We start from the raw sequence: 20,275 nt of genomic DNA on the forward strand, positions 1-20,275 counted from the left end.
ATTGTGAATACATCCGCACCACCATCGGGGAATCCCCCGGTGGCGCTGCGCCTACCGGGGGGACAACCAGACCGCATTTTTTAATTGACCTGATCCCGTCGCAATCCTACGTCCTTCAGCTGTTCGTCGCTCATTCGCTGCAAAAGCCGCCTCGTTCTCTGCCTGATCCACCATTTTTTTATCATCCGCCCCATCAAAATGAAGCCGATAAACGGCTGTCTTGCCCGATTCTCATGAAATTCCATACTGCACCTCCTCACCTTGCCAGAGGCTTTATCTTCACGGATCCGAGGCCCGACAATACAGATGCAAAAAACACTTTTCTTTAACATACAGATTGGCTAAAACGGTATCTGCGTGGCGTTTTCTCCACCCATCTGTACTGGTTTATTTATCTGTATGGCGACAACAAGGGATACAGCATGACGCGTTACCAATATCTGGCCAATCTGCTGGCGGAACGTATAGAACAAGGTCTGTATCGCGACGGCGAAAAGCTGCCTTCGGTGCGCAATCTGAGTCAGGAGCACGGCGTCAGCATCAGTACCGTCCAGCAGGCCTACCAGACCCTGGAACAGCAGCGGCTGATCACCCCGCAGCCTCGCTCCGGCTATTTTGTCGCCCCGCGTAAGGCCCAGCCGCCGGTGCCGCCGATGTCGCGTCCGGTGCAGCGGCCGGTCGAGATCACCCAGTGGGATCAGGTGCTGACCATGCTCGACGCGCGTAACGACAAATCGATTATTCCCTTCGGCGGCGGCTCACCGGACGTCACCCAGCCCAGCCTGAAACCACTCTGGCGCGAACTCAGCCGGGTGATACAGCATAATCTCAGCGAAGTGCTCAACTATGATGAACTGGCGGGGCGTCGCGAACTGCGGGAACAGATTGCCCGCCTGATGCTCGACGGTGGTTCCGTCGTCACCGCCAACGATCTGGTAATGACCAGCGGCTGCCACAACGCCCTGTCTCTGGCTCTGCTGTCGGTGTGTCAGCCTGGTGATATCGTCGCCGTCGAGTCGCCCACCTATTACGGCACGATGCAGTTGCTACGCGGGCTGGGGATCAAAGCCATCGAGATCCCGACCGATCCGGACAGCGGGATCAGTATCGAAGCGCTGGAACTGGCGCTGGAGCAGTGGCCGATCAAAGGGGTGATCCTGGTGCCTAACTGCAATAATCCGCAGGGGTTTATCATGCCGGATGCCCGTAAACGCGCGATCCTGACCCTCGCTCAGCGCCACGATATTGTGATATTTGAGGATGATATTTACGGCGAACTGGCCACCGATTATCCACGCCCGCGTACGATCCATTCCTGGGATATCGACGGTCGGGTAATCCTCTGTAGCTCGTTTACCAAGACTATCGCACCGGGCCTACGCATCGGCTGGATCGCGCCGGGCCGCTATTACGATCGTCTGCTGCAGATGAAATACGCCGCCAGCGGTACCAACGTACCCTCCACACAGCTGGCTGCCTCCACCTTTATTCGTGAAGGACACTACCATCGCCACGTGCGGCGTATGCGCCAGATCTACCAGCGCAGCATGGAGATTTACACCTGCTGGCTGCGGGAGTATTTCCCCTGCGGGATCTGCGTCACCCGCCCGAAAGGCGGCTATATGCTGTGGGTGGAGCTGCCTGAACACGTCGATATGGTCTGCGTCGCCCAGCAGCTGTGCCGCATGAAAATCCAGGTCGCGCCGGGATCGCTGTTTTCAGCCTCAGGGAAATACCGTAACTGTCTGCGAATCAACTGCGCACTGCCGCCGGTTGAAAAGCACCGCGAGGTGATGGTCCAGTTGGGAATGGCGGTAAAAGTCGCGATGGAGCAGGAGCCAGAATAAGGCTATCGCATATTGAACCCCGGTTGCGCTGCGCTTACCGGGGCTACAGATACCCCACCGTTGGTAGTTGGTAGCCCGGACAAGGCGCGAAGCGCCGCCTCCGGGGAGTTGTGCTGACCGGGGTTACAGATGCCCCGCCGTTGGTAGTCCGGATAAGCTCCGGGGACAGGTTATTTCTTGTTAAGGTCGCGAATCATCGCTTCTCTTAAAATCGCGTTCAATCGCGTTTGATAACCTTTTCCCGGGCGTTTAAGCCACTCCATCACATCGGCATCAATGCGCACCGAGGCCTGGGTTTTTAGCGGCCGATAGAATTTACCGCGTACCGCATCTGACCACTGCTCATCATCTGAAGCGGGAATGTCGCTGTAATCAATGTCATCATCCGTTTTGTTTGCCAGCGCGTTAAGCTCAGCTTCCCGCTGGGCCGTGATCACAGCCGGATTATCGCCTTTATGTTTAGCCACGCTCATAACGATTCCTCTCTTTGCTGTCGGCCTTCCGGGCACTGATTATTCGAACAACCTCGGCACCACTTTCAAAACGGATCGAGTGCGCAACCAGGATAACGATGATCCCATGAACAAGGCCGATGGTTTGCCACCGATATTCACCGTTTTCATAACGATCCTGGCGGGTGAGATGGCGCGGATCGTCAAAAACCAACATCGCTTCCTCAAACCGGATCCCATGTTTTCTTAGATTGCTCGTTGCCTTGTTTGCATCCCATTCAAACTCTAAAGGCATAACATCCGTCCTGGTTGTATATACGAAAAAGTATATACAATTATCTGGCGATTATACTGTTCGTGTTGGAAATAACCTCACATTTACATCATGGAAAGTGTAAAGATGCCCCGCCGTTGGTAGCCCGGACAAGGCGCGAAGCGCCGCCTCCGGGGAGTGGCGCTGACCGGTTCTGCCCACGACATGCTTCCCTTCACTCGTCAAAAAACACCATGCCTTTATAGGGCTGCTCGCGACACGCTGCCAGGCGCTGGGCAAGGCTGCCGACGTGCAGCTCCAGCTTGTGACCATCGGGGTCGAGGAAGTAGTGCGATGCTCCTTCGCTGCGGTTTACCTTCCACACCGCCACGCCCGCTACCTCCAGTCGCGCGGCAAACCCGGCGAAATCGGCTTCGGCGACGCTAAACGCGTAGTGGGTGTAGTCGCTCTTTTCCGGCGGGGTCACACGCCGCTGCGGGTCCAGCGACAGACACAGCCATAGATCGCCGCAGGAGAGATAGGCGCCGTTGTCCCAACGGGCGTGCAGCTCCATCCCTAACAGCTGCTGATAAAACACGATGCTCGACGCCAGTTCGCTGACCGCCAGGGTCAGATGATTTAATCCGCTTAACATGACTTATCCTCTAATGACCTCACAATCTGCTAGCGCAGCCAGCGCATCAACCTGTCTAATCCATTCCTCTCCACCAGCATAAAGCGGAAATATGGCAGCAAAATAAACAGATATTAATAACGCCGCAGATATCACCGTGATTTATATGACGATTTGTGAGCCTCCACGCAATAACGACAATCCACGTCATCACGCTGGCCCTCATCTTGATCGCTATCAAGAATAATCATACCGTCTGGTCGGTATGATTCCGCCCATGAATACGGAAACTCAGCATCGGAAAAAAGATCCCGCGCGTCTGCATCAGCAACTGCTGGAATCGGCGGCAATGATTGCCGGCAGGGATGGCATCGCATCGCTCTCGCTGAACGCCGTCGCGCGTGAGGCCGGCGTCAGTAAAGGCGGGTTGCTGCATCACTTCCCCAACAAGCAGGCGCTGATCTTTGCCCTGTTCGCCCGCCTGCTGGCCATTATGGAAGAGGCTATTTCAGAACTGATGGCGGCAGATAATCTCTCTTATGGCCGCTTTACACGCGCTTATCTGCACTATTTGTCCGCCCCCGAGCTGACCGGAACCCACGAAAGCCGTCAGCTGATGGTGCTGTCGCTGGCGATGCCGGATGAACCGGTACTACGAAAATGCTGGCGTGACTGGATGCTGGCCCATCTGGCACAGGGCGATGCGCTGGATAACAGCCACACCGGTACCCTGGTGCGCTATGCAGCAGACGGCATCTGGCTGTCAGAGCTGACGGAGGGACCGACCATGAACGCCGATCATCGCCAGTCGCTAGTGAGCGATCTGACGAGGATGACGCTGCCGGCGTGAGTCTGTTGCGCCAGACTGATAACAACATAGCCTGATGAGACAGGCGCTGAGATCGAGGCCGCGATGCGCTACAACATCAATGCCAGTCTGATTTATGATGCAACGGACGGCACCCTCACCCTCCCGGGGAGCAATGAACCAGACAGCCAGTTGTCCATCACCGCCAGCGCGCTGCTGTACTATTTTCTGTGCCACACCGGCGTTGTCAGCCGCAATGAGGTCTTAAAAAAAGTATGGGATGACAACGGGTTAACCTCATCCAACAGCAACCTCAACCAGTATCTGAGCATGCTGCGTAAAACCTTCCGCCACTACGATATCGATAACATCATCGTCACCGTGTCGCGCGGCATGTTGCAGCTAAATCCCGAGCTCACCATCGACGTCATGGACGCCGCGCCGGCGATACCACCAGCAACGGCCATCGTCGCTGCGGAGGTGAGTCTCGCACCAGATGCGCAACCGCCCCGACAGCCCGGCGCACCGCTGGCAAAAACACAAAAAACGCCCCCGTCAGGCCATCGCCGGGGCACCTGCTGGTACCTCGCCGGCGTCTGCCTGCTGGTCATCGCCCTGCTGCTGGTGATGAGCGCTTTCGTCGGCCATTCGCCGCCCCGGCCGATTACCCTGACCCAGATGCGCCATAGCCAGTGCGAACTGCTGGCCAGTGACGAAATGCTGCGCTCCGTGTCGGGCACTGCCTACGGCGCCAATTTTGATGAGGTGCGTCAACGGCTGAAGCTGGAGTGCAAGCCCGGCGAACGCTTTGTCTTTTTCTACGGCGACAGGCTGGAAACCAACGGCCTCGGCCGGGTGTTCCTCGCCCACTGCGCCATGCATGAAGACAACCCGTTCAGCTATTGCGATAACTATTTCTACTACTCCTGGAAGCCGCAATGAAATTCGCTCCACGCTCCTTCTTCGCCTTCTCCGCCCTGGTGTTTATCGCCGCCGCCGGCGTCAGCACCTGGAAACTGCTGCCCGTAAAAAAAGAGGGCGTGATGAGCTGCTCGACCAAAGCCATCATGCGCTTCGAGAACATGGATAAAGAGAACGTTAACGGCAATATTCATTTCAATTTTGCCGCCGGTGGGAAAGGCTCAATGGTGGTGGAGGGTTATACCGACTCCGCCGCCGGCTGGCTCTATCTGCAACGCTACGTCAAATTTAACTACAGCAGCCAACGCATCTCCCCCACCGAGCGCCACTACCGCATCAGCAAGTGGGAATCCAGCGCCTCATCCATCGACGAGTCCCCGGATGTTATCTTTGCCTACTTTATGCGTGAGATGTCAGACAGCCATGACGGCCTGTTTCTCAATGCCCAGAAGCTTAACGAGAAAGCGATCCTGCTCAGCTCCATCAATTCGCCACTGTTTGTCTGCACCCTGAAATCCGGCAGCCAACTCGATTAATCCCGCTACGCAATATTGCTCGCCGCCCCGCGTCCGAAAAGCGCACTTTTTGCTTTCAGCCTCCGCGAAAAAACACGATCATAGACACACTTTAAAGAGGGTTAAATTACCCCTACTCCGCAATAAATTAGCATCCCGTTAACATTCCCCATCGCCCGCTTCTGTGAAGCAAAAACCGCCATATCCAGCGCCAAATCCCTCACGACAAATCAGCACAAACAGATAAATACAGCGTTAACAAACGCTAAATAGCAGAACAAAAAACTAAAAACAGACGTCTGGTGAATTTAAATTTCACTTATCTCCCAACGCCCTATAGTGACTTTCGAACGCCGCTACCGCGTGTTGACGCCGTTACGCGGACGGTTTTCCCGAATCACAAAACCTGTTCTGGAGGAGATCACCATGGGTGATGCATTGGGGCTTATTGAAACCAAAGGCCTGGTGGCCTGCATTGAAGCGGCGGATGCAATGTGCAAGTCCGCCAACGTCGAGTTGATTAGCTATGAAAACATCGGCTCCGGGTTGGTCACCGTCATGGTGAAGGGCGACGTCGGCGCCGTCAAAGCCGCGGTCGATTCCGGCGTGGAATCGGCGCAGCGCATCGGCGAAGTAGTGACGTCGCTGGTTATCGCCCGTCCGCATAACGACATCAACAAAATCGTCATTAAACACAAGGCTTAAGGCCGGGAGAACGCAAATGGGTGATGCATTAGGTCTGATTGAAACCAAAGGTCTGGTGGCCTGCATTGAAGCGGCAGATGCGATGTGCAAAGCCGCCAACGTCGAGCTGATTGGCTATGAAAACGTCGGCTCCGGGCTGGTCACCGCGATGGTGAAAGGCGATGTCGGCGCGGTCAAGGCGGCGGTGGATTCCGGCGTGGAGTCCGCACAGCGCATCGGGGAAGTGGTGACCTCACTGGTTATCGCCCGTCCACATAACGACATCAACAAAATCGTCGCGCATTACAAAGTCGCGGAATAACGGGAGACAACATGATGAAAGAAGCACTTGGTCTCATTGAAACCAAAGGTCTGGTGGCCTGCATTGAAGCAGCAGATGCGATGTGCAAAGCCGCCAACGTCGAGCTGATTGGCTATGAAAACGTCGGCTCCGGTCTGGTCACCGCAATGGTGAAAGGCGATGTCGGTGCCGTTAACGCCGCCGTTGACTCCGGCGTGGAAGCGGCCAAACGCATCGGCGAAGTGGTCACCTCTCGCGTCATTGCCCGCCCGCATAACGATATCGAAAAAATCGCGTCGCAGCACAAGGCATGACCTGACAGGGCGCGCCCCGTCCCCACTCTTTTCGTCTGATGAAGGATAGACTCATGATTGAACTGGATAACGATTTGCAGTCCCGCCAGAACGCGCGGGAACTGGTGCGCAGCGCCAAAAAGGCTCAGGCGATTCTGGCCACCTTTTCGCAGCAACAAATCGACGCCATCGTGAAAAACGTGGCCCAGGAAGCAGCGCACCACGCCGAAACGCTGGCGAAAATGGCCGCGGAAGAAACCGGGTTTGGCAACTGGCAGGACAAAGTGCTGAAGAACCGTTTCGCTTCGCTGCGCGTCTACGACGCCATCAAAGATATGAAGACCGTCGGCATCATTCATGACGATCAGCTTAAAAAAGTGATGGACGTGGGCGTGCCGCTGGGAGTGATTTGTGCGCTGGTCCCGTCGACCAACCCGACCTCTACCGTGATCTATAAAACGCTGATCGCCCTGAAAGCCGGTAACGCGATTATCTTCTCCCCGCATCCTGGGGCACGCCAGTGCAGCTGGAAAGCGATTGAGATCGTCGCCCGCGCCGCTGAAGCGGCAGGTGCACCGGCCGGCTGCGTCAGCGGCATTACCGAACTGACGCTGGATGCCACCTCTGAACTGATGCACAGCAAAGAGGTTTCACTGATCCTCGCCACCGGCGGTGAAGGCATGGTGCGGGCAGCCTACGCTTCCGGCACGCCGACCATCAGCGGCGGCCCGGGGAACGGCCCGGCCTTTATCGAACGTAGCGCCGATATTCACCATGCGGTGAAAGATATTATCACCAGTAAAACCTTCGATAATGGGGTGATCTGCGCCTCTGAGCAGTCGATCATCGTCGAACGCTGCATTTACGATGAAGTACATCGCGAGCTGGAAGCCCAGGGCACGTACTTCATGAATGAAGCTGAAGCGGCCAAAATGGCGGCGCTGCTGCTGCGTCCGAACGGAACCATTAACCCGAAAGTGGTCGGCAAAACCGCCCTCTATCTCAGCCAGCTTGCCGGCTTCAGCGTCCCCGCCAGCACCAAAGTGCTGATCGCCGAGCAGACCACCGTCTGCCACAAAAACCCCTACTCCCGCGAAAAGCTGTGCCCGGTACTCGGCCTGTATGTCGAAGAGGACTGGAAAGCAGCCTGCCACCGTGTGATGGAGCTGCTGACCAACGAAGGCCTCGGCCATACGCTGGTTATCCATACCCGCAACCAGGATGTGATCCGCCAGTTCTGCCTCGAAAAACCGGTGAACCGCATTTTGATCAACACCCCGGCGGCGCTGGGCGGCATCGGGGCGACCACCAATATCACCCCGGCGCTGACCCTCGGCTGCGGCGCGGTCGGCGGCGGTTCCAGCTCCGATAACGTCGGGCCGATGAACCTGATTAACATCCGCAAAGTGGGCTACGGCGTGCGATCCATCGATGAACTGCGCGCCCCAGGCAGCCGCCCGGAACCACAGCCAGCCATCATCACCCCGAGCAATAACCCGCACCACAGCATCGTCGACGACCAACGTTTCCGCGCACCGGCGGCGGTGGCCCACGATGCCCAGGCCGATGACCGCTTTGCCGTTCCCGCAACCGCCGGGGCACAAAGCGAGATTAACGAGCAAAACGTAGAGCGCGTCATCCGCCAGGTGCTGGAACGCCTTGGCAAGTAACACACTGATATAAGGCGATAAAAACGATGATTCTCGCAAAGGTAGTCGGCCATGTCGTCGCCACGCAGAAATGCGCTGAGCTACGCGGTAGCAACCTGCTGCTGATCGTCAAATTAGACGATAACCAGCAGCCAATGAAGGACCAGACCTGGGTCGCCGTCGATAGCGTCGGCGCCGGCATGCACGACATCGTCCTGGCAGAAGCGTATTTCGCGCTCAACCAGGCGCACTACAAAGCCATGTCGGTGGTTGCCATTGTCGAGAACGTGTTTCGGGACGCTTAGGAGTGAATAACCCAATGAGTGAATTTTTGCTGAAACCCCGGATCTGCTTTGGTCAGGACGCCCTGTCGGTCCTGAACGAACTGCCCGCCCGCCACGTTCTGCTGGTCACCGACCAGGCGATGATCACGTTTGGCCTCGCCGATCGCGTCACGCAGATCCTGCGCCAGCGCGGTATCGCCTTCCAGGTCTGGGACGACGTGGTTGCCGACCCGGATATTGCCACCATCGTACGTGGTATGAAGCTGATGGATGCTTGCTATCCGGACCTGGTGGTGGCGCTGGGCGGCGGATCGGTGATTGATGCGGCCAAAGCGGTTATTTTCGCCCTGGCGCAGACCCGCCCGCAGGCCGAACGCCAGCGCCCCTGCTTCGTGGCGATCCCGACCACCAGCGGTACTGGTTCTGAAGTCACGGCGTTTTCGGTGGTGAAAGCCCACAACGAAAAACTGGTGCTGGTGGACCCGACGCTGCTGCCGGATATCGCCCTGCTCGACCCGTCGCTGGTTGCCTCCGTACCGCCCGCCATCACCGCCGATACCGGAATGGACGTGCTGTGCCACGCGCTGGAAGCCTATGTTTCCCGCGCCGCCAGCGACTTTTCCGATGCGCTGGCTGAGAAAGTGGTGCAGCAGGTGTTCCGCTATCTGCCCACCTGCTGGCGGAGCGGCGACAACCTACTGGCCCGCGAAAAGATGCACAACGCCTCCTGCATGGCGGGGATGGCGTTTACCAACGCGTCGCTGGGTATCACCCACAGTCTGGCCCATGCGCTTGGCGGCATCTTCCATGTTCCTCACGGCCGCGCTAACGCCCTGTTAATGGCGGAAGTGGTGGCATGGAACGCGGATTATCAAGGGCAGTGCGACACCGACGCCGCCCACAAATATGCCCGACTGGCCCACCTGCTGGACCTGCCTGCGGCCACCACGCGTCAGGGCGTCGCCAGCCTGCTGGTGGCGATTCAGGCGCTCAAAGATGAAATGACCATGCCGACCGGCATCGGGGAGACCCGCGTTGATGCTGCCGAATTTGAACAACGACTGGCAGAGATGGTTGGCCAGGCGCTGCGCGACAGCTGTACGCCGACCAACCCACGTACGCCGGACGCCTATGCGTTAACCGGGATTTATCGCCGGGCCTGGACCGGGCACCAGAGCGGCGTCGCCGTTCAGGGCGACTGATAACAAGATTTGGAGAACCTTACCCATGGCACACTACAGCTTAACGCCGCGCGTCACCGTGCTGGCTGAACGTTTACTCTCACAAAAAAGCACCCTGTGCACCGAGCATGCCGCCACGCTGAACGCCCTGGATGGCGATATCGCGGGTATTCCCGCCGTCGTCAAACCGGCGCGCCGCTTCTATGAACTGATGCGCCAGCTGCCGGTTGGCATCAGCCCCGATGAGCTGATTGTCGGCGACCAGACCCGCAAACCGCGCGGGGCCATTTTCCACGATGAAAGCGCAGCCCACCGCCCGTCGGCATTCCGCTTCCTCAATCTCAGCAGTGAGCTGGACTCGCCGGACTACCGGCTGATTGTCGAGCAGGGCGTGCTGGCGATTAAACATCAGCTGGAAGAGAAAACCCGCAGCCTCGGCAGCGCCGTCAGCCGCAGCGGTATGGACGAAGTGAACAGCTGCCGCGCCGCTCTGTACGCCTGCGACGCGCTGCTCACCCTGGCACAAAAGCTGGCCACCAGCGCCGAAACGCTGGCCGCGACAGAAAGTAACCCCTACCGCCAGGCCGAACTGCGCGAGAGCGCGGCGATCCTGCATCAGGTGCCAGCCCACCCGGCACGCAACTTTAAAGAAGCCTGCCAGGCCTTCTATCTGTTCCAGCTGGCGCTACAGTTGGATAACGGCAGCTACGCGGTCAACCCGGAAGGCGCCGATAAAGTTCTGCTGCCGTGGTATCAACGCGACATCGCCAGCGGTCTCCTGACGCCACAGCAGGCGTATGAAATCGTGGAATGCCTGTGGTTCAAACTGGCACAGTTGAGCGACGTTCGCGCCCCCTGCACGATCGATGGCTACCCGATGTTCGATGCCCTGCTGCACGGCGCGCGCCTCGATGACGCCAACGTTATCATCAACGAACTCTCCGGTCTGTTCCTCTGCGCCCAGCGCAACCTGAGCGCCCTGAACCTGCCGGTTCGCCTGTTCAGCGGCGCCCGGAGCGTCTCATCCGTACCGTTTGCCGCCGATTGCGCCACCCCGACGGCGGAAGGGCTGACGCCGCGTATGCAGCGCCTGCGCAACCATTACCTGACGGTACGCCCGAGCGTGTCCATCTACCGCGCGCTGGCCTTTACCGAGGTGGTGAAAGCCAACCCGGGCATGCCAACGATTCTGCTGCGTGCCAAAGCCTTCCGTCATGCCTGCGAAACCGCGCCGATTCTGATTCAGGACGACGAGCTGATCGTCGGTCATCCGTGCGGAAAACCGCGTGCCGGTGCCTTCTCGCCGGATATCGCCTGGCGCTGGGTGCGTGACGAGCTCGATACCATGAGCACCCGCCCACAGGATCCGTTTGAGATCAGCGAAGAAGATAAAAAAACCATTCGCGAAGAGATCGTGCCGTTCTGGGAAGGCCGTTCGCTGGATGAGATCTGCGAAGCGCAGTACCGCGAAGCGGGCGTATGGGCGTTTAGCGGCGAGACCTTCGTCAGCGATCTCTCCTACCACCAGATCAACGGCGGCGGTGACACCTGCCCGGGCTATGACGTGCTGCTGTTCACCAAAGGGATGAACGGTATTAAAGCTGATGCCGAGGCGCATCTCGCGCAGCTAAGCATGGAGAACCCGGAAGATATCGACCGCATTTACTACTACAAAGCGGCGATTGAAACCTGCGAAGGGGTGATTAACTACTCTCACCGCATCGCCGCCCGCGCCCGTGAACTGGCCACCCTTGAGCAGAATGCTCAGCGTCGCGCCGAACTGCTGACCATTGCCGAAGTGAACCAGAACGTTCCGGCGAACCCGCCGAAAACCCTGCAGGAAGCGCTGCAAAGTATCTGGACCGTAGAATCGCTGTTCGAAATTGAAGAGAACCAGACCGGCCTGTCACTGGGGCGCGTTGACCAGTACTGCTACCCGATGTTTGAAGCCGATATTCGCGAAGGCCGCCTGACCCACGAAACCGCGCTGGAGATGATGCAGGCGTTTATTATCAAGTGCGCCGAGCTGATGTGGATGTCCAGCGAGCTGGGGGCGAAATACTTTGCCGGTTACCAGCCGTTTATCAACCTGACCGTCGGCGGTCAGAAGCGCAGCGGCGGCGATGCCTGTAACGACCTGACCTACCTGATTATGGATGCCGTGCGCTTCGTCAAGGTTTACCAGCCGTCGCTGGCCTGCCGCATCCACAACCAGTCGCCGCAAAAATATATGGAAAAAATCGTCGATGTGGTGAAAGCGGGCATGGGCTTCCCGGCCTGCCACTTTGATGATTCTCATATCAAGATGATGCTGCGCAAGGGCTTCGATTTTGAAGACGCCCGCGACTACTGTCTGATGGGCTGCGTAGAGCCGCAGAAATCCGGCCGTATCTACCAGTGGACCTCCACCGGCTACACCCAGTGGCCTATTGCCATCGAGTTCGTGCTCAACCGCGGCCGGATGGTGCTGTTTGATAGCTATCAGGGGCTGGATACCGGCGACCTGCGCGACCTGCACACCTTCGAAGAGTTTGATGCAGCAGTGAAAAAACAGATTGCCCATATCGTGCGTCTGTCCGCGATTGGCACAGTGATCAGCCAGCGCGTACACCGCGACGTGGCGCCGAAACCGCTGATGTCACTGCTGGTGGAAGGCTGCATGGAAAGTGGCAAAGACGTTGCCGCCGGTGGTGCGATGGTCAACCACGGACCAGGGCTTATCTTCTCCGGCCTGGCGACCTACGTCGACTCCCTCGCCGCCATCCGCAAGCTGGTGTTTGAAGATAAAAAATACACCCTCGAGCAGATGCGCGACGCGATGCTGGCAAACTTCGAAGGCTTTGAAGCGCTGCGCCGCGACTGCCTGAACGCGCCGAAATACGGTAACGACGACAACTACGTTGACCAGTACGCGCTGGATATCACCGAGTGGACCGAGCGCGAGTGCCGTCAGTACCAGATGCTCTACTCCACCCTCAGCCACGGCACGTTGTCCATCTCCAACAACACGCCGATTGGCGAACTGACCAACGCCACGCCGAACGGCCGCCTGGCCTGGATGCCGCTTTCCGATGGCATCAGCCCGACGCAGGGTGCGGACAAGCAAGGTCCGACCGCCATCATCAAGTCCGTGAGCAAGATGAACGTCGAGACCATGAACATCGGCATGGTGCATAACTTCAAATTCCTCAAAGGGTTGCTTGATACCCCGGAAGGACGCCATGGCCTGATCACCCTGCTGCGCACGGCGTCGATTCTCGGCAACGGCCAGATGCAGTTCAGCTATGTCGATAACGAAGTGCTGAAAAAAGCCCAGCAGGAGCCGGAAAAATATCGCGACCTGATCGTCCGCGTCGCCGGCTACAGCGCCTACTTCGTGGAGCTGTGCAAAGAGGTTCAGGACGAGATTATCAGCCGTACGGTCATCGAGAAGTTCTGATAAAGACACGGACGTTTTTGGACAAGGATGTCCTGGCTATTTTTTCTGGAGGCAAGCGTGAATAAAGAATTAACCGGGCGAATCTTCAACATTCAGAAATATTCGATCTACGACGGCGACGGGATTCGCACGCTGGTTTTTTTCAAAGGCTGCAATATCCGCTGCCCGTGGTGCGCCAACCCGGAAGGGCTGACCAGCCAGTTTCAGGTGATGTTCTCGCACGACAAATGCATTAACTGCGGTGACTGCGTCAACGTCTGCCCGGCCGGAGTCCATTACCGGGCGGAAGAAAACGGCGAAATGAAGCACTTCGTCGATCGCAATAAAGACTGTATCGGCTGTCGCAAGTGCGAAGAGATCTGCACCCAGAACGCGCTGGATATTATGGGCAAAGACGTCACCGTCAGCGAGCTGATGGAGGTCATCATGCAGGATTATGACTTCTATATCGCCTCCGGCGGCGGTGTGACCATCGGCGGCGGCGAGATGAGCCTGCAGACCGATTTTGCCGTGGCCCTGTTCAGCGAATGCAAAAAGATGATGCTCAATACCGCCGTCGAAACCCAGGGCACCACCTCGCTGGCCAATTATCAAAAGCTGGCGCCGGTCACCGACACCTTTTTATTCGACATTAAGCAAATTAACAGCGAGCACCATAAAGCGTTATTTGGCATCGGCAATGAAGGTATTCGCCGCAATCTGGAATGGCTGGTGGATTCCGGCGCCAACGTGATTGTGCGTATGCCGCTGGTGCGGGGGTATAACGACTCGTTCGATGCGATTACCGGGGCTATTGATTATGTGCAAAAGCTGGCGAAGCGCGGGAATATCCGCCGCATCGACATGCTGCCGTATCACCAACTGGGGCGCAAAAAATATGAGCGTCTGGATATGCCCTATCCCATTACCCAGGACCCGTCTTATTCACCCGAAGAGCTGAGCCAGCTGGAGACGTTCTTCACACAGTTCGATTTTGATATCCGCTTAGTCCGCCATTAACAGGAGCCGACAATGAAAAGTTTAGGCGTAATTGAAACGCGAGGGCTGGTAGCCGCCATTCAGGCTGTCGATGCCGCCTGTAAAGCTGCAGGCGTGACCTGCATTGGTTATCGCAAAGTCGGATCGGGGCTGGTCAGCGTCTGCTTCGAGGGCGAGATCAGCGCCATCCACACCGCCATTGAGCGCGGCATCGCCGTGGTTGCCGCAGACCAGGTTGTGGGTTCACTGGTCATCGCCCGCCCGGAACGCAGCGTGGTTGACGCGCTGGGGAAATTAAAAGGCCGCCCGCCGCGCCCTGCAGCACCAGCGGCAGTAAAACCCGCCATCGCAGAACCTGCCGTCGTTCCGACGTCGGCGGAAAAAAGCGAGCCGGAAATGCCGCCGTCCCAACCGGCAGCTGGCGAGGCGGAAGATAAAAGCGCCGCGATGAAGAAAGGGAAGAAGGCATGATCGACACCCTGCTACAGGAAAAAATCAGCGCCCAACTGACCCGCCTCGCGCCAGATATTCCGGTCGGGATCTCTAACCGTCACGTGCACCTGTCGCAGCAGGATGTCGAGGCCTTGTTTGGCAAGGGTTACGTGCTGACGCCGTTTAAACCGCTACGCCAGCCGGGTCAGTTTGCCGCCGAGGAGTGCGTGACCGTGGTCGGGCCCAAAGGCTCGCTGACCCGCGTGCGCGTGCTCGGGCCCACTCGCCCGGTGACCCAGCTGGAAATCTCCCGCGCCGACGCCTTCACGCTGGGAGTCCAGGCGCCGGTTCGCGAGTCCGGGCAGCTGGAGCAGGCCGGCAATGCCCTGCTGATTGGCCCGGCGGGCCACGTTGAGCTGCAGTCCCAGGTGATCTGTGCCTGGCGGCATATTCATATGTCGCCGCAGGATGCGCAGCGCCTGAACGTCAGCCATGGCCAGAAGGTCAAGGTCGGCAGCCGGGGCGAACGCCAGCTGACATTCGATGAAGTGGTGGTACGGGTGCGGGACGATTTTGTCCTCGAGCTGCATATCGATACCGAAGAAGCCAACGCCGCCGGATTGAAAAACGGCGCGCAGGTCACGCTTATTGCATAACGGGGGCCAGCCATGACCGATGAAGAGATCGACCACCTGGTGACGCGGGTTGTCCAGCGGCTACAGCCGCCGGTGCTGGTGATGGTCGGCGCGGCGGAGGGCTATCGCCCGCTCATCCACCGTCGTCTGGCGGGATGCGGGCAGCATCTGCACCTCGCGCTGGAAGACGGAATAGTGGATGCGGCGCAGTGGCAGGCAATCGGCGACGTTATCCCGTCCGGGACCTGGCAGGCGGCGCTGCCGTCGATGGCCTGGCGGGCCGTGATAGTGCCGTTTCTCGATTATCCGCTGGCGGCCGATCTGGCAAACGGCACGTTGCACAGCCCGGTTGCCCGGCGGCTGCACGACGCGCTGCTGGCCGGTCTGCCGGTGCTGGCGTTGCGCTATCACTGCGACCCGGACAGCGAGCTGAACCAGCTGTGCGGCGCGGCGAGCCAGACGCCATACGCCAGCCAGATGCACGCGACCCTGACCCGGTTGACGGCATGCGGCGTCACGTTGTGCTCGATGAATGAACTGCTGGCGACGCTGGCCGCCGGGCCGGGAACGTCTGTTCCGACGCCGGTCGGCGGGGCGCGTCGTTATCTCACTGTCACAGACATCGTCAATAATCCGGCGCTGGCCGCCGCCAGCGATGCCGTTTTAACCGATGCCGCGAGCGATTTTCTTAAAAACAGAAATAAAGAACCCTACCTTAATAAATAGATCCGGAGTTTATTATGTCTTCAAAAACAAAATGTTGGCTATGGATGCTGTTGGTTATCCTCTCGGAAACCTCGGCGACGTCCACCCTCAAGATGTTCGGTAGCAGCGAAGGCTCCACCAAAATGTTGCTGCTCGGGCTGCTGATTGTTCTGTACTGCACCTGCTACTACTCGCTGTCCCGCGCGGTCAAAGACATTCCCGTCGGCCTGGCGTACGCCACCTGGTCCGGTACCGGCATTCTGGTGGTATCGACGTTGGGGATGGCCTTTTACGGCCAGCATCCGGATACCGCGGCCATTATCGGCATGGCGATTATCGCCAGCGGTATCGTGATCATGAATCTGTTTTCAAAAATGGGCAGCGAAGAGAGCACCGACGCGCCTGCCGAGCCGGTGACGCCACTGGATAGCAAGATCGCCAACTAACTGAAAAGGAATAGCATATGTTTAATCTCGGGTTCTTATGGCTGGCGCTGTCCATCGGCTCAGAAATTACCGGTACGTCGATGATCAAAAAAACCAACGGCTTTAGCAAACTGGCACCTTCCGTACTGGTCGTCTGCGCTTACGGGCTGTGCTATTTCGCCCTCACCCGCGCAATGAGCACTATTCCGGTGGGCGTGGCGTACTCGCTGTGGTGCGGCTTCGGCATCGTCGGCGTCACCATCTGCTCGATGATCCTGTATAAGCAAAAACCGGATCTGCCGGCGATCTTCGCCATGGTGCTGATCATTTCCGGCGGCATCATCATGAACGTCTTCTCCACGATGTAATCCACAAAACATGGCCGGGCGTGGGTTTACCCCGCGCCCTTTTCGTGTCAGGATAATCGGCATGAACAGAATCGTTGTCATCTCCCGCTCATGCCGTTGGTGGCTGCCTGCATAACAGGCGGCACGATTGATGTTTTCCATTTTTTAAGCCGCCGGAAGGCGGCTTAATCATTTCTTAGCGACGTCTTTCGGCTTACAGCAGCCTTAGGAGTCTCTGATGAACACATTACCTACCATTCTTACCGGCGATCGCCCTACCGGCCAGCTGCATCTCGGCCACTATGTGGGCTCGCTGCGCCAGCGGGTCGAGCTGCAACATGACCATCAGCAGTTTATTCTCGTCGCCGACCTGCAGGGGCTAACGGACAACGGCAGCGATCCGCATAAAATCAGCCGCAACATCTGCGAGGTGCTGGCGGATTATCTGGCGGTAGGGATCGACCCACACAAAACCACGATTTGCCTGCAATCAGCGCTTCCCGCGCTGGCTGAGCTGAGCGCGCTGTATATGAATATCGTCACCGTCGCCCGCGTCGAGCGAAATCCGACGGTCAAAAACGAGATCGCGCAGAAGGGATTTTCCCGCTCGCTGCCGGTCGGTTTTCTCGCCTACCCCATCAGCCAGGCGGCGGATATTACCGCCTTTAAAGCCAGGCTGGTGCCGGTGGGCGACGATCAGCTGCCGATGATTGAGCAGACCAATGAGATCGTCCACAAAATGAATAGCCTGACGACGACGCCGGTACTGCAGCACTGCAAAGCGCTACTCAGCGATGTCAGCCGCCTGCCGGGCATTGATGGCGGCGCCAAGATGTCAAAATCACTGGGGAATACGCTGACGCTCTCTGCTACCGAAGAGGAGATCCATCGCGCGGTCAGCGCGATGTATACCGACCCACACCATCTGCGCGTCAGCGATCCAGGCCAACTCGACGGTAACGTCGTCTTTACCTATCTGGACGCCTTCCATCCCGACCACGCCTTGGTTGCCGGGATGAAAGCCCACTACCAGCGTGGCGGGCTGGGCGATCGGCAGTGCAAAAATGTGCTGGAGGAGTGCCTGCAGACGCTGCTGGCGCCGATTCGCGAACGCCGGGCAACGTTTATCGCTGATAAAGGGATGCTGCTGGAACTTCTGCGTCAGGGGAGTGAGCGGGCGCAGCACCTCACGCAGCAGACGCTGCATGAGGTCATGCGGGGATTAGGGTTGCCGGTACTGTTCTGAACAGCCGGGGCACGGCGCCTCAGTGTGATGCGTCGTGCCCGCCCTGATGCAGCTTCACGCAGTCGCGCCCGCTGCGCTTGGCGGTGTACAGCGCACTGTCGGCATCGCGCAGCAGTCGGTTGTAATCCGGGTGGCCGCTATGCACGGCGTAGCCGATGCTGACGGTGATGGCAATATGGGTCTCGGCGCCAACGTCAAACTGGAGCTGGCTGATGCTTTTTCGCAGACGTTCCAGTAGCGTAAAGGCTTCACCGGCGTTGGTTTCCACCAGAACCAGTAAAAACTCTTCGCCGCCATAGCGGAAGATATAGTCACTGGAACGAATATTATCACTGAGCAGGTCGGCAACGTGCTTGATCGCCCGGTCGCCCACCACGTGGCCCCAGTTATCGTTAATCTCTTTGAAATGGTCGATATCCACCATCGCCACCGTCATCGGCAGCCCATGCTCCATGGCGAGGGTGACCTCATGTTTGAGGACCACCGGCAGGTAACGGCGGTTTAGCAGGCTGGTCAGCGAATCCTTGCCGTTCTGCATCTGCGACAGGCTGCTAAAGATCACTTCCAGCTGGTGACCAATCTGCTGGCAATGGATATGGATGCTCTGGAGCAGGCTTTGGGTGTTTTTATACCCGGAACGATCCGGTGATGATTTCCAGTCGATAATGAAGCGATCGACCTGCTCAATGATGCCGGTGATCTCCGCCATCTGGGCATTTTTATTAAAATAGCGCACGCATTTATGGCGGAACCACAGGCCAAATTCGGACTCCGATAATAATGTGCCGTTAATTGCGGCTTTATTTTCGCTGACGATATTAAAAATAGAGCTGTTTTCCCAGCCGGAGAGCGAGGCCTGCTGTTTGCCGTACTCCATCGGGATATTATCCATCAGGCTATACAGGCGGTAGGCCTCTTCATTTTTCGTCGCCCGGTAGTGCGATAGCGTGTAGGCATGGCACATCATCTCGATGGCCATGTTAATGGCCATGACCGAATAATGGAGGGTCGCCAGCGCGGTCTGGTGGTCAATGTCGTGGCGATCGCGAATGTACTCTATCAGCCCGGCCTTGAGCTGGCGGGCTCCGCGCAGTACGGCCTCGGCGGGAATACCAATACGCGCGTGAATACTGCCGATAAAATATTGCCGTTCTGCCAGCGCCTGCAGCCCATCACGTTCACAGGTCAAAATCTCATTAACCCAGGCGGTCAGTGAACGACTTAGGCGTTCCTGCACCAGGTCATAGGTCAGATGGCGGGCAATTTCAGGATCCTGAAAAATAAAGTCATAAAATCGGGCCGCCAACGCTTCTGAGCGCTCAGAGGCAATATTTTTAAGAACAGCCTTCACATCGGGAGTCAAACCGTCATACAGCGGCAGCCATTCCTTGAAAATAACGGAGATATATTTCTTGCTTTCATCACTCATTGAATAAAGCACTCACCGATTAGGATCTATTTTAAGGCCGAAGATCATACAACAGTTCGCTCTGGTCAACCAGATTGAAAATTCAGCAGGTGAGAACGATCCTGGCGGCGATAACTATGGTTTGCGGTTCATCACGCGGCGTAGCAACCAGGTGAATCCCATCGCCATGCTAAACAGGATAAACAGCAGCGCCACCCAGCTGAGGGAAATGCGCACCAGGGCGCTGAAGGTCATCAGTGGCTGCAGGTGTACGGTAAACGACTCGCTGAGCGGCTTTCCCATCAGCAGCAGTGCGCTTTCGATGGCCCAGACACATCCCCGGCATACGACCCAAATAATCGCCGGCCAGCATAGCAGAACTAAAAAGGTGAAGCGTTCTTGCAGGTAACTTATGAGCGGGCGCAGGGGCGACCATGTTAGCAGGTTCTTCATTGGTATTCTCATCGTGCCGCTCGATACAATTCTGTCGGCCACGACACACGCTGTGTTCATCCGAGTTAACAAACTGTTAATGACACTAAAACATTTCATTTAAAATGTCCAGTGACAACCGCACAGGTCGTTAAATATGAGAAAAAATTACCGTTAATATATTTAAAATTATCATTAAATACTTTAAATAATAGTGATAATAATTTTAGATTTTTAATTTTTATATTACAGATGCATGGTAAATATTCATAATTTCGTATATTCACACAATAGAAAGGGAGTAATGAAATAATAAAGATATATATGAATGGAGGGTTAAAATATAAAATACTATCGGAATGGGGTAAGTAGCGCTCACCGACAAACAGCAGATAAACAAAAAAAC

At 57.1% G+C, this 20,275-nt stretch carries 24 protein-coding genes; 18 read left to right on the forward strand and 6 right to left on the reverse strand.

The window, feature by feature from the left end; all coding sequences use genetic code 11:
* Positions 1 to 80: 80 nt before the first annotated feature.
* Positions 81 to 245 carry a YjiS-like domain-containing protein gene (locus ACMYSN_RS11785; protein WP_462498092.1) on the reverse strand — a complete coding sequence of 55 codons (165 nt, stop codon included), beginning with the start codon at positions 243 to 245 and terminating at the stop codon, positions 81 to 83.
* Between the two features lie 177 nt (positions 246 to 422).
* Between ACMYSN_RS11785 and ACMYSN_RS11790 the strand changes: the two genes are divergently transcribed.
* On the forward strand, positions 423 to 1,847 hold the full coding sequence (locus tag ACMYSN_RS11790) for an aminotransferase-like domain-containing protein (protein WP_462498093.1): 1,425 nt from the start codon (positions 423 to 425) through the stop codon (positions 1,845 to 1,847).
* A 170-nt stretch (positions 1,848 to 2,017) separates the two neighbouring features.
* Here ACMYSN_RS11790 and ACMYSN_RS11795 read toward each other — a convergent pair whose 3' ends face one another.
* From ACMYSN_RS11795 to ACMYSN_RS11805, 3 genes are all read right to left on the reverse strand, one after another.
* The gene (locus ACMYSN_RS11795; RefSeq protein WP_462498094.1) at positions 2,018 to 2,320 is read right to left on the reverse strand and encodes a BrnA antitoxin family protein; all 303 of its coding nucleotides are present in this window, start codon (positions 2,318 to 2,320) and stop codon (positions 2,018 to 2,020) included.
* Entirely contained in the window at positions 2,307 to 2,594 is a 288-nt protein-coding gene (locus ACMYSN_RS11800; protein ID WP_462498095.1) for a BrnT family toxin, read from the reverse strand. The genes ACMYSN_RS11795 and ACMYSN_RS11800 overlap by 14 nt, the downstream gene beginning before the upstream one ends.
* 193 nt (positions 2,595 to 2,787) lie before the next feature.
* Positions 2,788 to 3,207, reverse strand: a complete 420-nt coding sequence (locus ACMYSN_RS11805; RefSeq protein ID WP_462498096.1) for a fosfomycin resistance glutathione transferase — start codon at positions 3,205 to 3,207, stop codon at positions 2,788 to 2,790.
* Between the two features lie 244 nt (positions 3,208 to 3,451).
* On the opposite strand from ACMYSN_RS11805, the gene ACMYSN_RS11810 reads away from it, so the two are divergent.
* The 17 genes from ACMYSN_RS11810 (at position 3,452) to trpS (ending at position 18,029) form a co-directional block, all read left to right on the forward strand.
* Complete coding sequence (locus ACMYSN_RS11810) at positions 3,452 to 4,036, forward strand: TetR/AcrR family transcriptional regulator (protein WP_123757679.1); 585 nt, start codon at positions 3,452 to 3,454, stop codon at positions 4,034 to 4,036.
* A 63-nt stretch (positions 4,037 to 4,099) separates the two neighbouring features.
* A complete protein-coding gene (locus ACMYSN_RS11815) occupies positions 4,100 to 4,936 on the forward strand; it encodes a winged helix-turn-helix domain-containing protein (RefSeq protein WP_462498097.1) in 837 nt (278 codons plus the stop codon).
* Entirely contained in the window at positions 4,933 to 5,451 is a 519-nt protein-coding gene (locus tag ACMYSN_RS11820) for a FidL-like protein (RefSeq protein ID WP_462498098.1), read from the forward strand. The genes ACMYSN_RS11815 and ACMYSN_RS11820 overlap by 4 nt, the downstream gene beginning before the upstream one ends.
* Positions 5,452 to 5,856: 405 nt before the next feature.
* Positions 5,857 to 6,135 (forward strand): BMC domain-containing protein, encoded by a 279-nt coding sequence (locus ACMYSN_RS11825; protein ID WP_010634659.1) that lies wholly within the window; start codon positions 5,857 to 5,859, stop codon positions 6,133 to 6,135.
* Positions 6,136 to 6,151: 16 nt separating this feature from the next.
* Positions 6,152 to 6,436, forward strand: a complete 285-nt coding sequence (locus tag ACMYSN_RS11830; protein ID WP_041143877.1) for a BMC domain-containing protein — start codon at positions 6,152 to 6,154, stop codon at positions 6,434 to 6,436.
* A 14-nt stretch (positions 6,437 to 6,450) separates the two neighbouring features.
* Positions 6,451 to 6,729 (forward strand): BMC domain-containing protein, encoded by a 279-nt coding sequence (locus tag ACMYSN_RS11835; RefSeq protein ID WP_015585230.1) that lies wholly within the window; start codon positions 6,451 to 6,453, stop codon positions 6,727 to 6,729.
* 53 nt (positions 6,730 to 6,782) lie between these two features.
* The gene (locus tag ACMYSN_RS11840; RefSeq protein WP_462498099.1) at positions 6,783 to 8,378 is read left to right on the forward strand and encodes an aldehyde dehydrogenase family protein; all 1,596 of its coding nucleotides are present in this window, start codon (positions 6,783 to 6,785) and stop codon (positions 8,376 to 8,378) included.
* A gap of 26 nt (positions 8,379 to 8,404) precedes the next feature.
* A complete protein-coding gene (locus ACMYSN_RS11845) occupies positions 8,405 to 8,662 on the forward strand; it encodes a EutN/CcmL family microcompartment protein (protein ID WP_123757683.1) in 258 nt (85 codons plus the stop codon).
* Positions 8,663 to 8,676: 14 nt separating this feature from the next.
* The gene (locus ACMYSN_RS11850) at positions 8,677 to 9,843 is read left to right on the forward strand and encodes a 1-propanol dehydrogenase PduQ (RefSeq protein ID WP_462498100.1); all 1,167 of its coding nucleotides are present in this window, start codon (positions 8,677 to 8,679) and stop codon (positions 9,841 to 9,843) included.
* Positions 9,844 to 9,868: 25 nt separating this feature from the next.
* Positions 9,869 to 13,261 carry a choline trimethylamine-lyase gene (gene cutC, locus ACMYSN_RS11855; RefSeq protein WP_462498101.1) on the forward strand — a complete coding sequence of 1,131 codons (3,393 nt, stop codon included), beginning with the start codon at positions 9,869 to 9,871 and terminating at the stop codon, positions 13,259 to 13,261.
* Between the two features lie 27 nt (positions 13,262 to 13,288).
* Positions 13,289 to 14,260: a choline TMA-lyase-activating enzyme gene (gene cutD / locus ACMYSN_RS11860; RefSeq protein ID WP_462498102.1), complete on the forward strand. Its 972-nt coding sequence runs from the start codon at positions 13,289 to 13,291 to the stop codon at positions 14,258 to 14,260.
* Between the two features lie 12 nt (positions 14,261 to 14,272).
* On the forward strand, positions 14,273 to 14,710 hold the full coding sequence (locus tag ACMYSN_RS11865; protein ID WP_462498103.1) for a BMC domain-containing protein: 438 nt from the start codon (positions 14,273 to 14,275) through the stop codon (positions 14,708 to 14,710).
* Positions 14,707 to 15,327: a phosphate propanoyltransferase gene (locus ACMYSN_RS11870; protein ID WP_462498104.1), complete on the forward strand. Its 621-nt coding sequence runs from the start codon at positions 14,707 to 14,709 to the stop codon at positions 15,325 to 15,327. Before ACMYSN_RS11865 ends, ACMYSN_RS11870 begins: the two co-directional genes overlap by 4 nt.
* Positions 15,328 to 15,339: 12 nt before the next feature.
* Positions 15,340 to 16,032: a hypothetical protein gene (locus ACMYSN_RS11875; RefSeq protein ID WP_462498105.1), complete on the forward strand. Its 693-nt coding sequence runs from the start codon at positions 15,340 to 15,342 to the stop codon at positions 16,030 to 16,032.
* A gap of 14 nt (positions 16,033 to 16,046) precedes the next feature.
* The gene (locus ACMYSN_RS11880; protein ID WP_123757690.1) at positions 16,047 to 16,457 is read left to right on the forward strand and encodes a DMT family transporter; all 411 of its coding nucleotides are present in this window, start codon (positions 16,047 to 16,049) and stop codon (positions 16,455 to 16,457) included.
* Positions 16,458 to 16,474: 17 nt separating this feature from the next.
* Positions 16,475 to 16,804, forward strand: coding sequence for a DMT family transporter (locus ACMYSN_RS11885; protein WP_041143869.1), 330 nt, complete (start codon positions 16,475 to 16,477; stop codon positions 16,802 to 16,804).
* Positions 16,805 to 17,021: 217 nt separating this feature from the next.
* Positions 17,022 to 18,029, forward strand: coding sequence for a tryptophan--tRNA ligase (gene trpS / locus ACMYSN_RS11890; protein ID WP_462498106.1), 1,008 nt, complete (start codon positions 17,022 to 17,024; stop codon positions 18,027 to 18,029).
* A gap of 19 nt (positions 18,030 to 18,048) precedes the next feature.
* On the opposite strand, the gene ACMYSN_RS11895 is transcribed toward trpS, so the two are convergent.
* Positions 18,049 to 19,458 carry a GGDEF domain-containing protein gene (locus tag ACMYSN_RS11895; protein ID WP_462498107.1) on the reverse strand — a complete coding sequence of 470 codons (1,410 nt, stop codon included), beginning with the start codon at positions 19,456 to 19,458 and terminating at the stop codon, positions 18,049 to 18,051.
* 114 nt (positions 19,459 to 19,572) lie between these two features.
* The gene (locus ACMYSN_RS11900; protein ID WP_462498108.1) at positions 19,573 to 19,890 is read right to left on the reverse strand and encodes a hypothetical protein; all 318 of its coding nucleotides are present in this window, start codon (positions 19,888 to 19,890) and stop codon (positions 19,573 to 19,575) included.
* Between the last annotated feature and the right edge of the window lie 385 nt (positions 19,891 to 20,275).

Source organism: Klebsiella sp. R445, assembly GCF_051131755.1.
Lineage (GTDB): Bacteria > Pseudomonadota > Gammaproteobacteria > Enterobacterales > Enterobacteriaceae > Klebsiella > Klebsiella lignicola.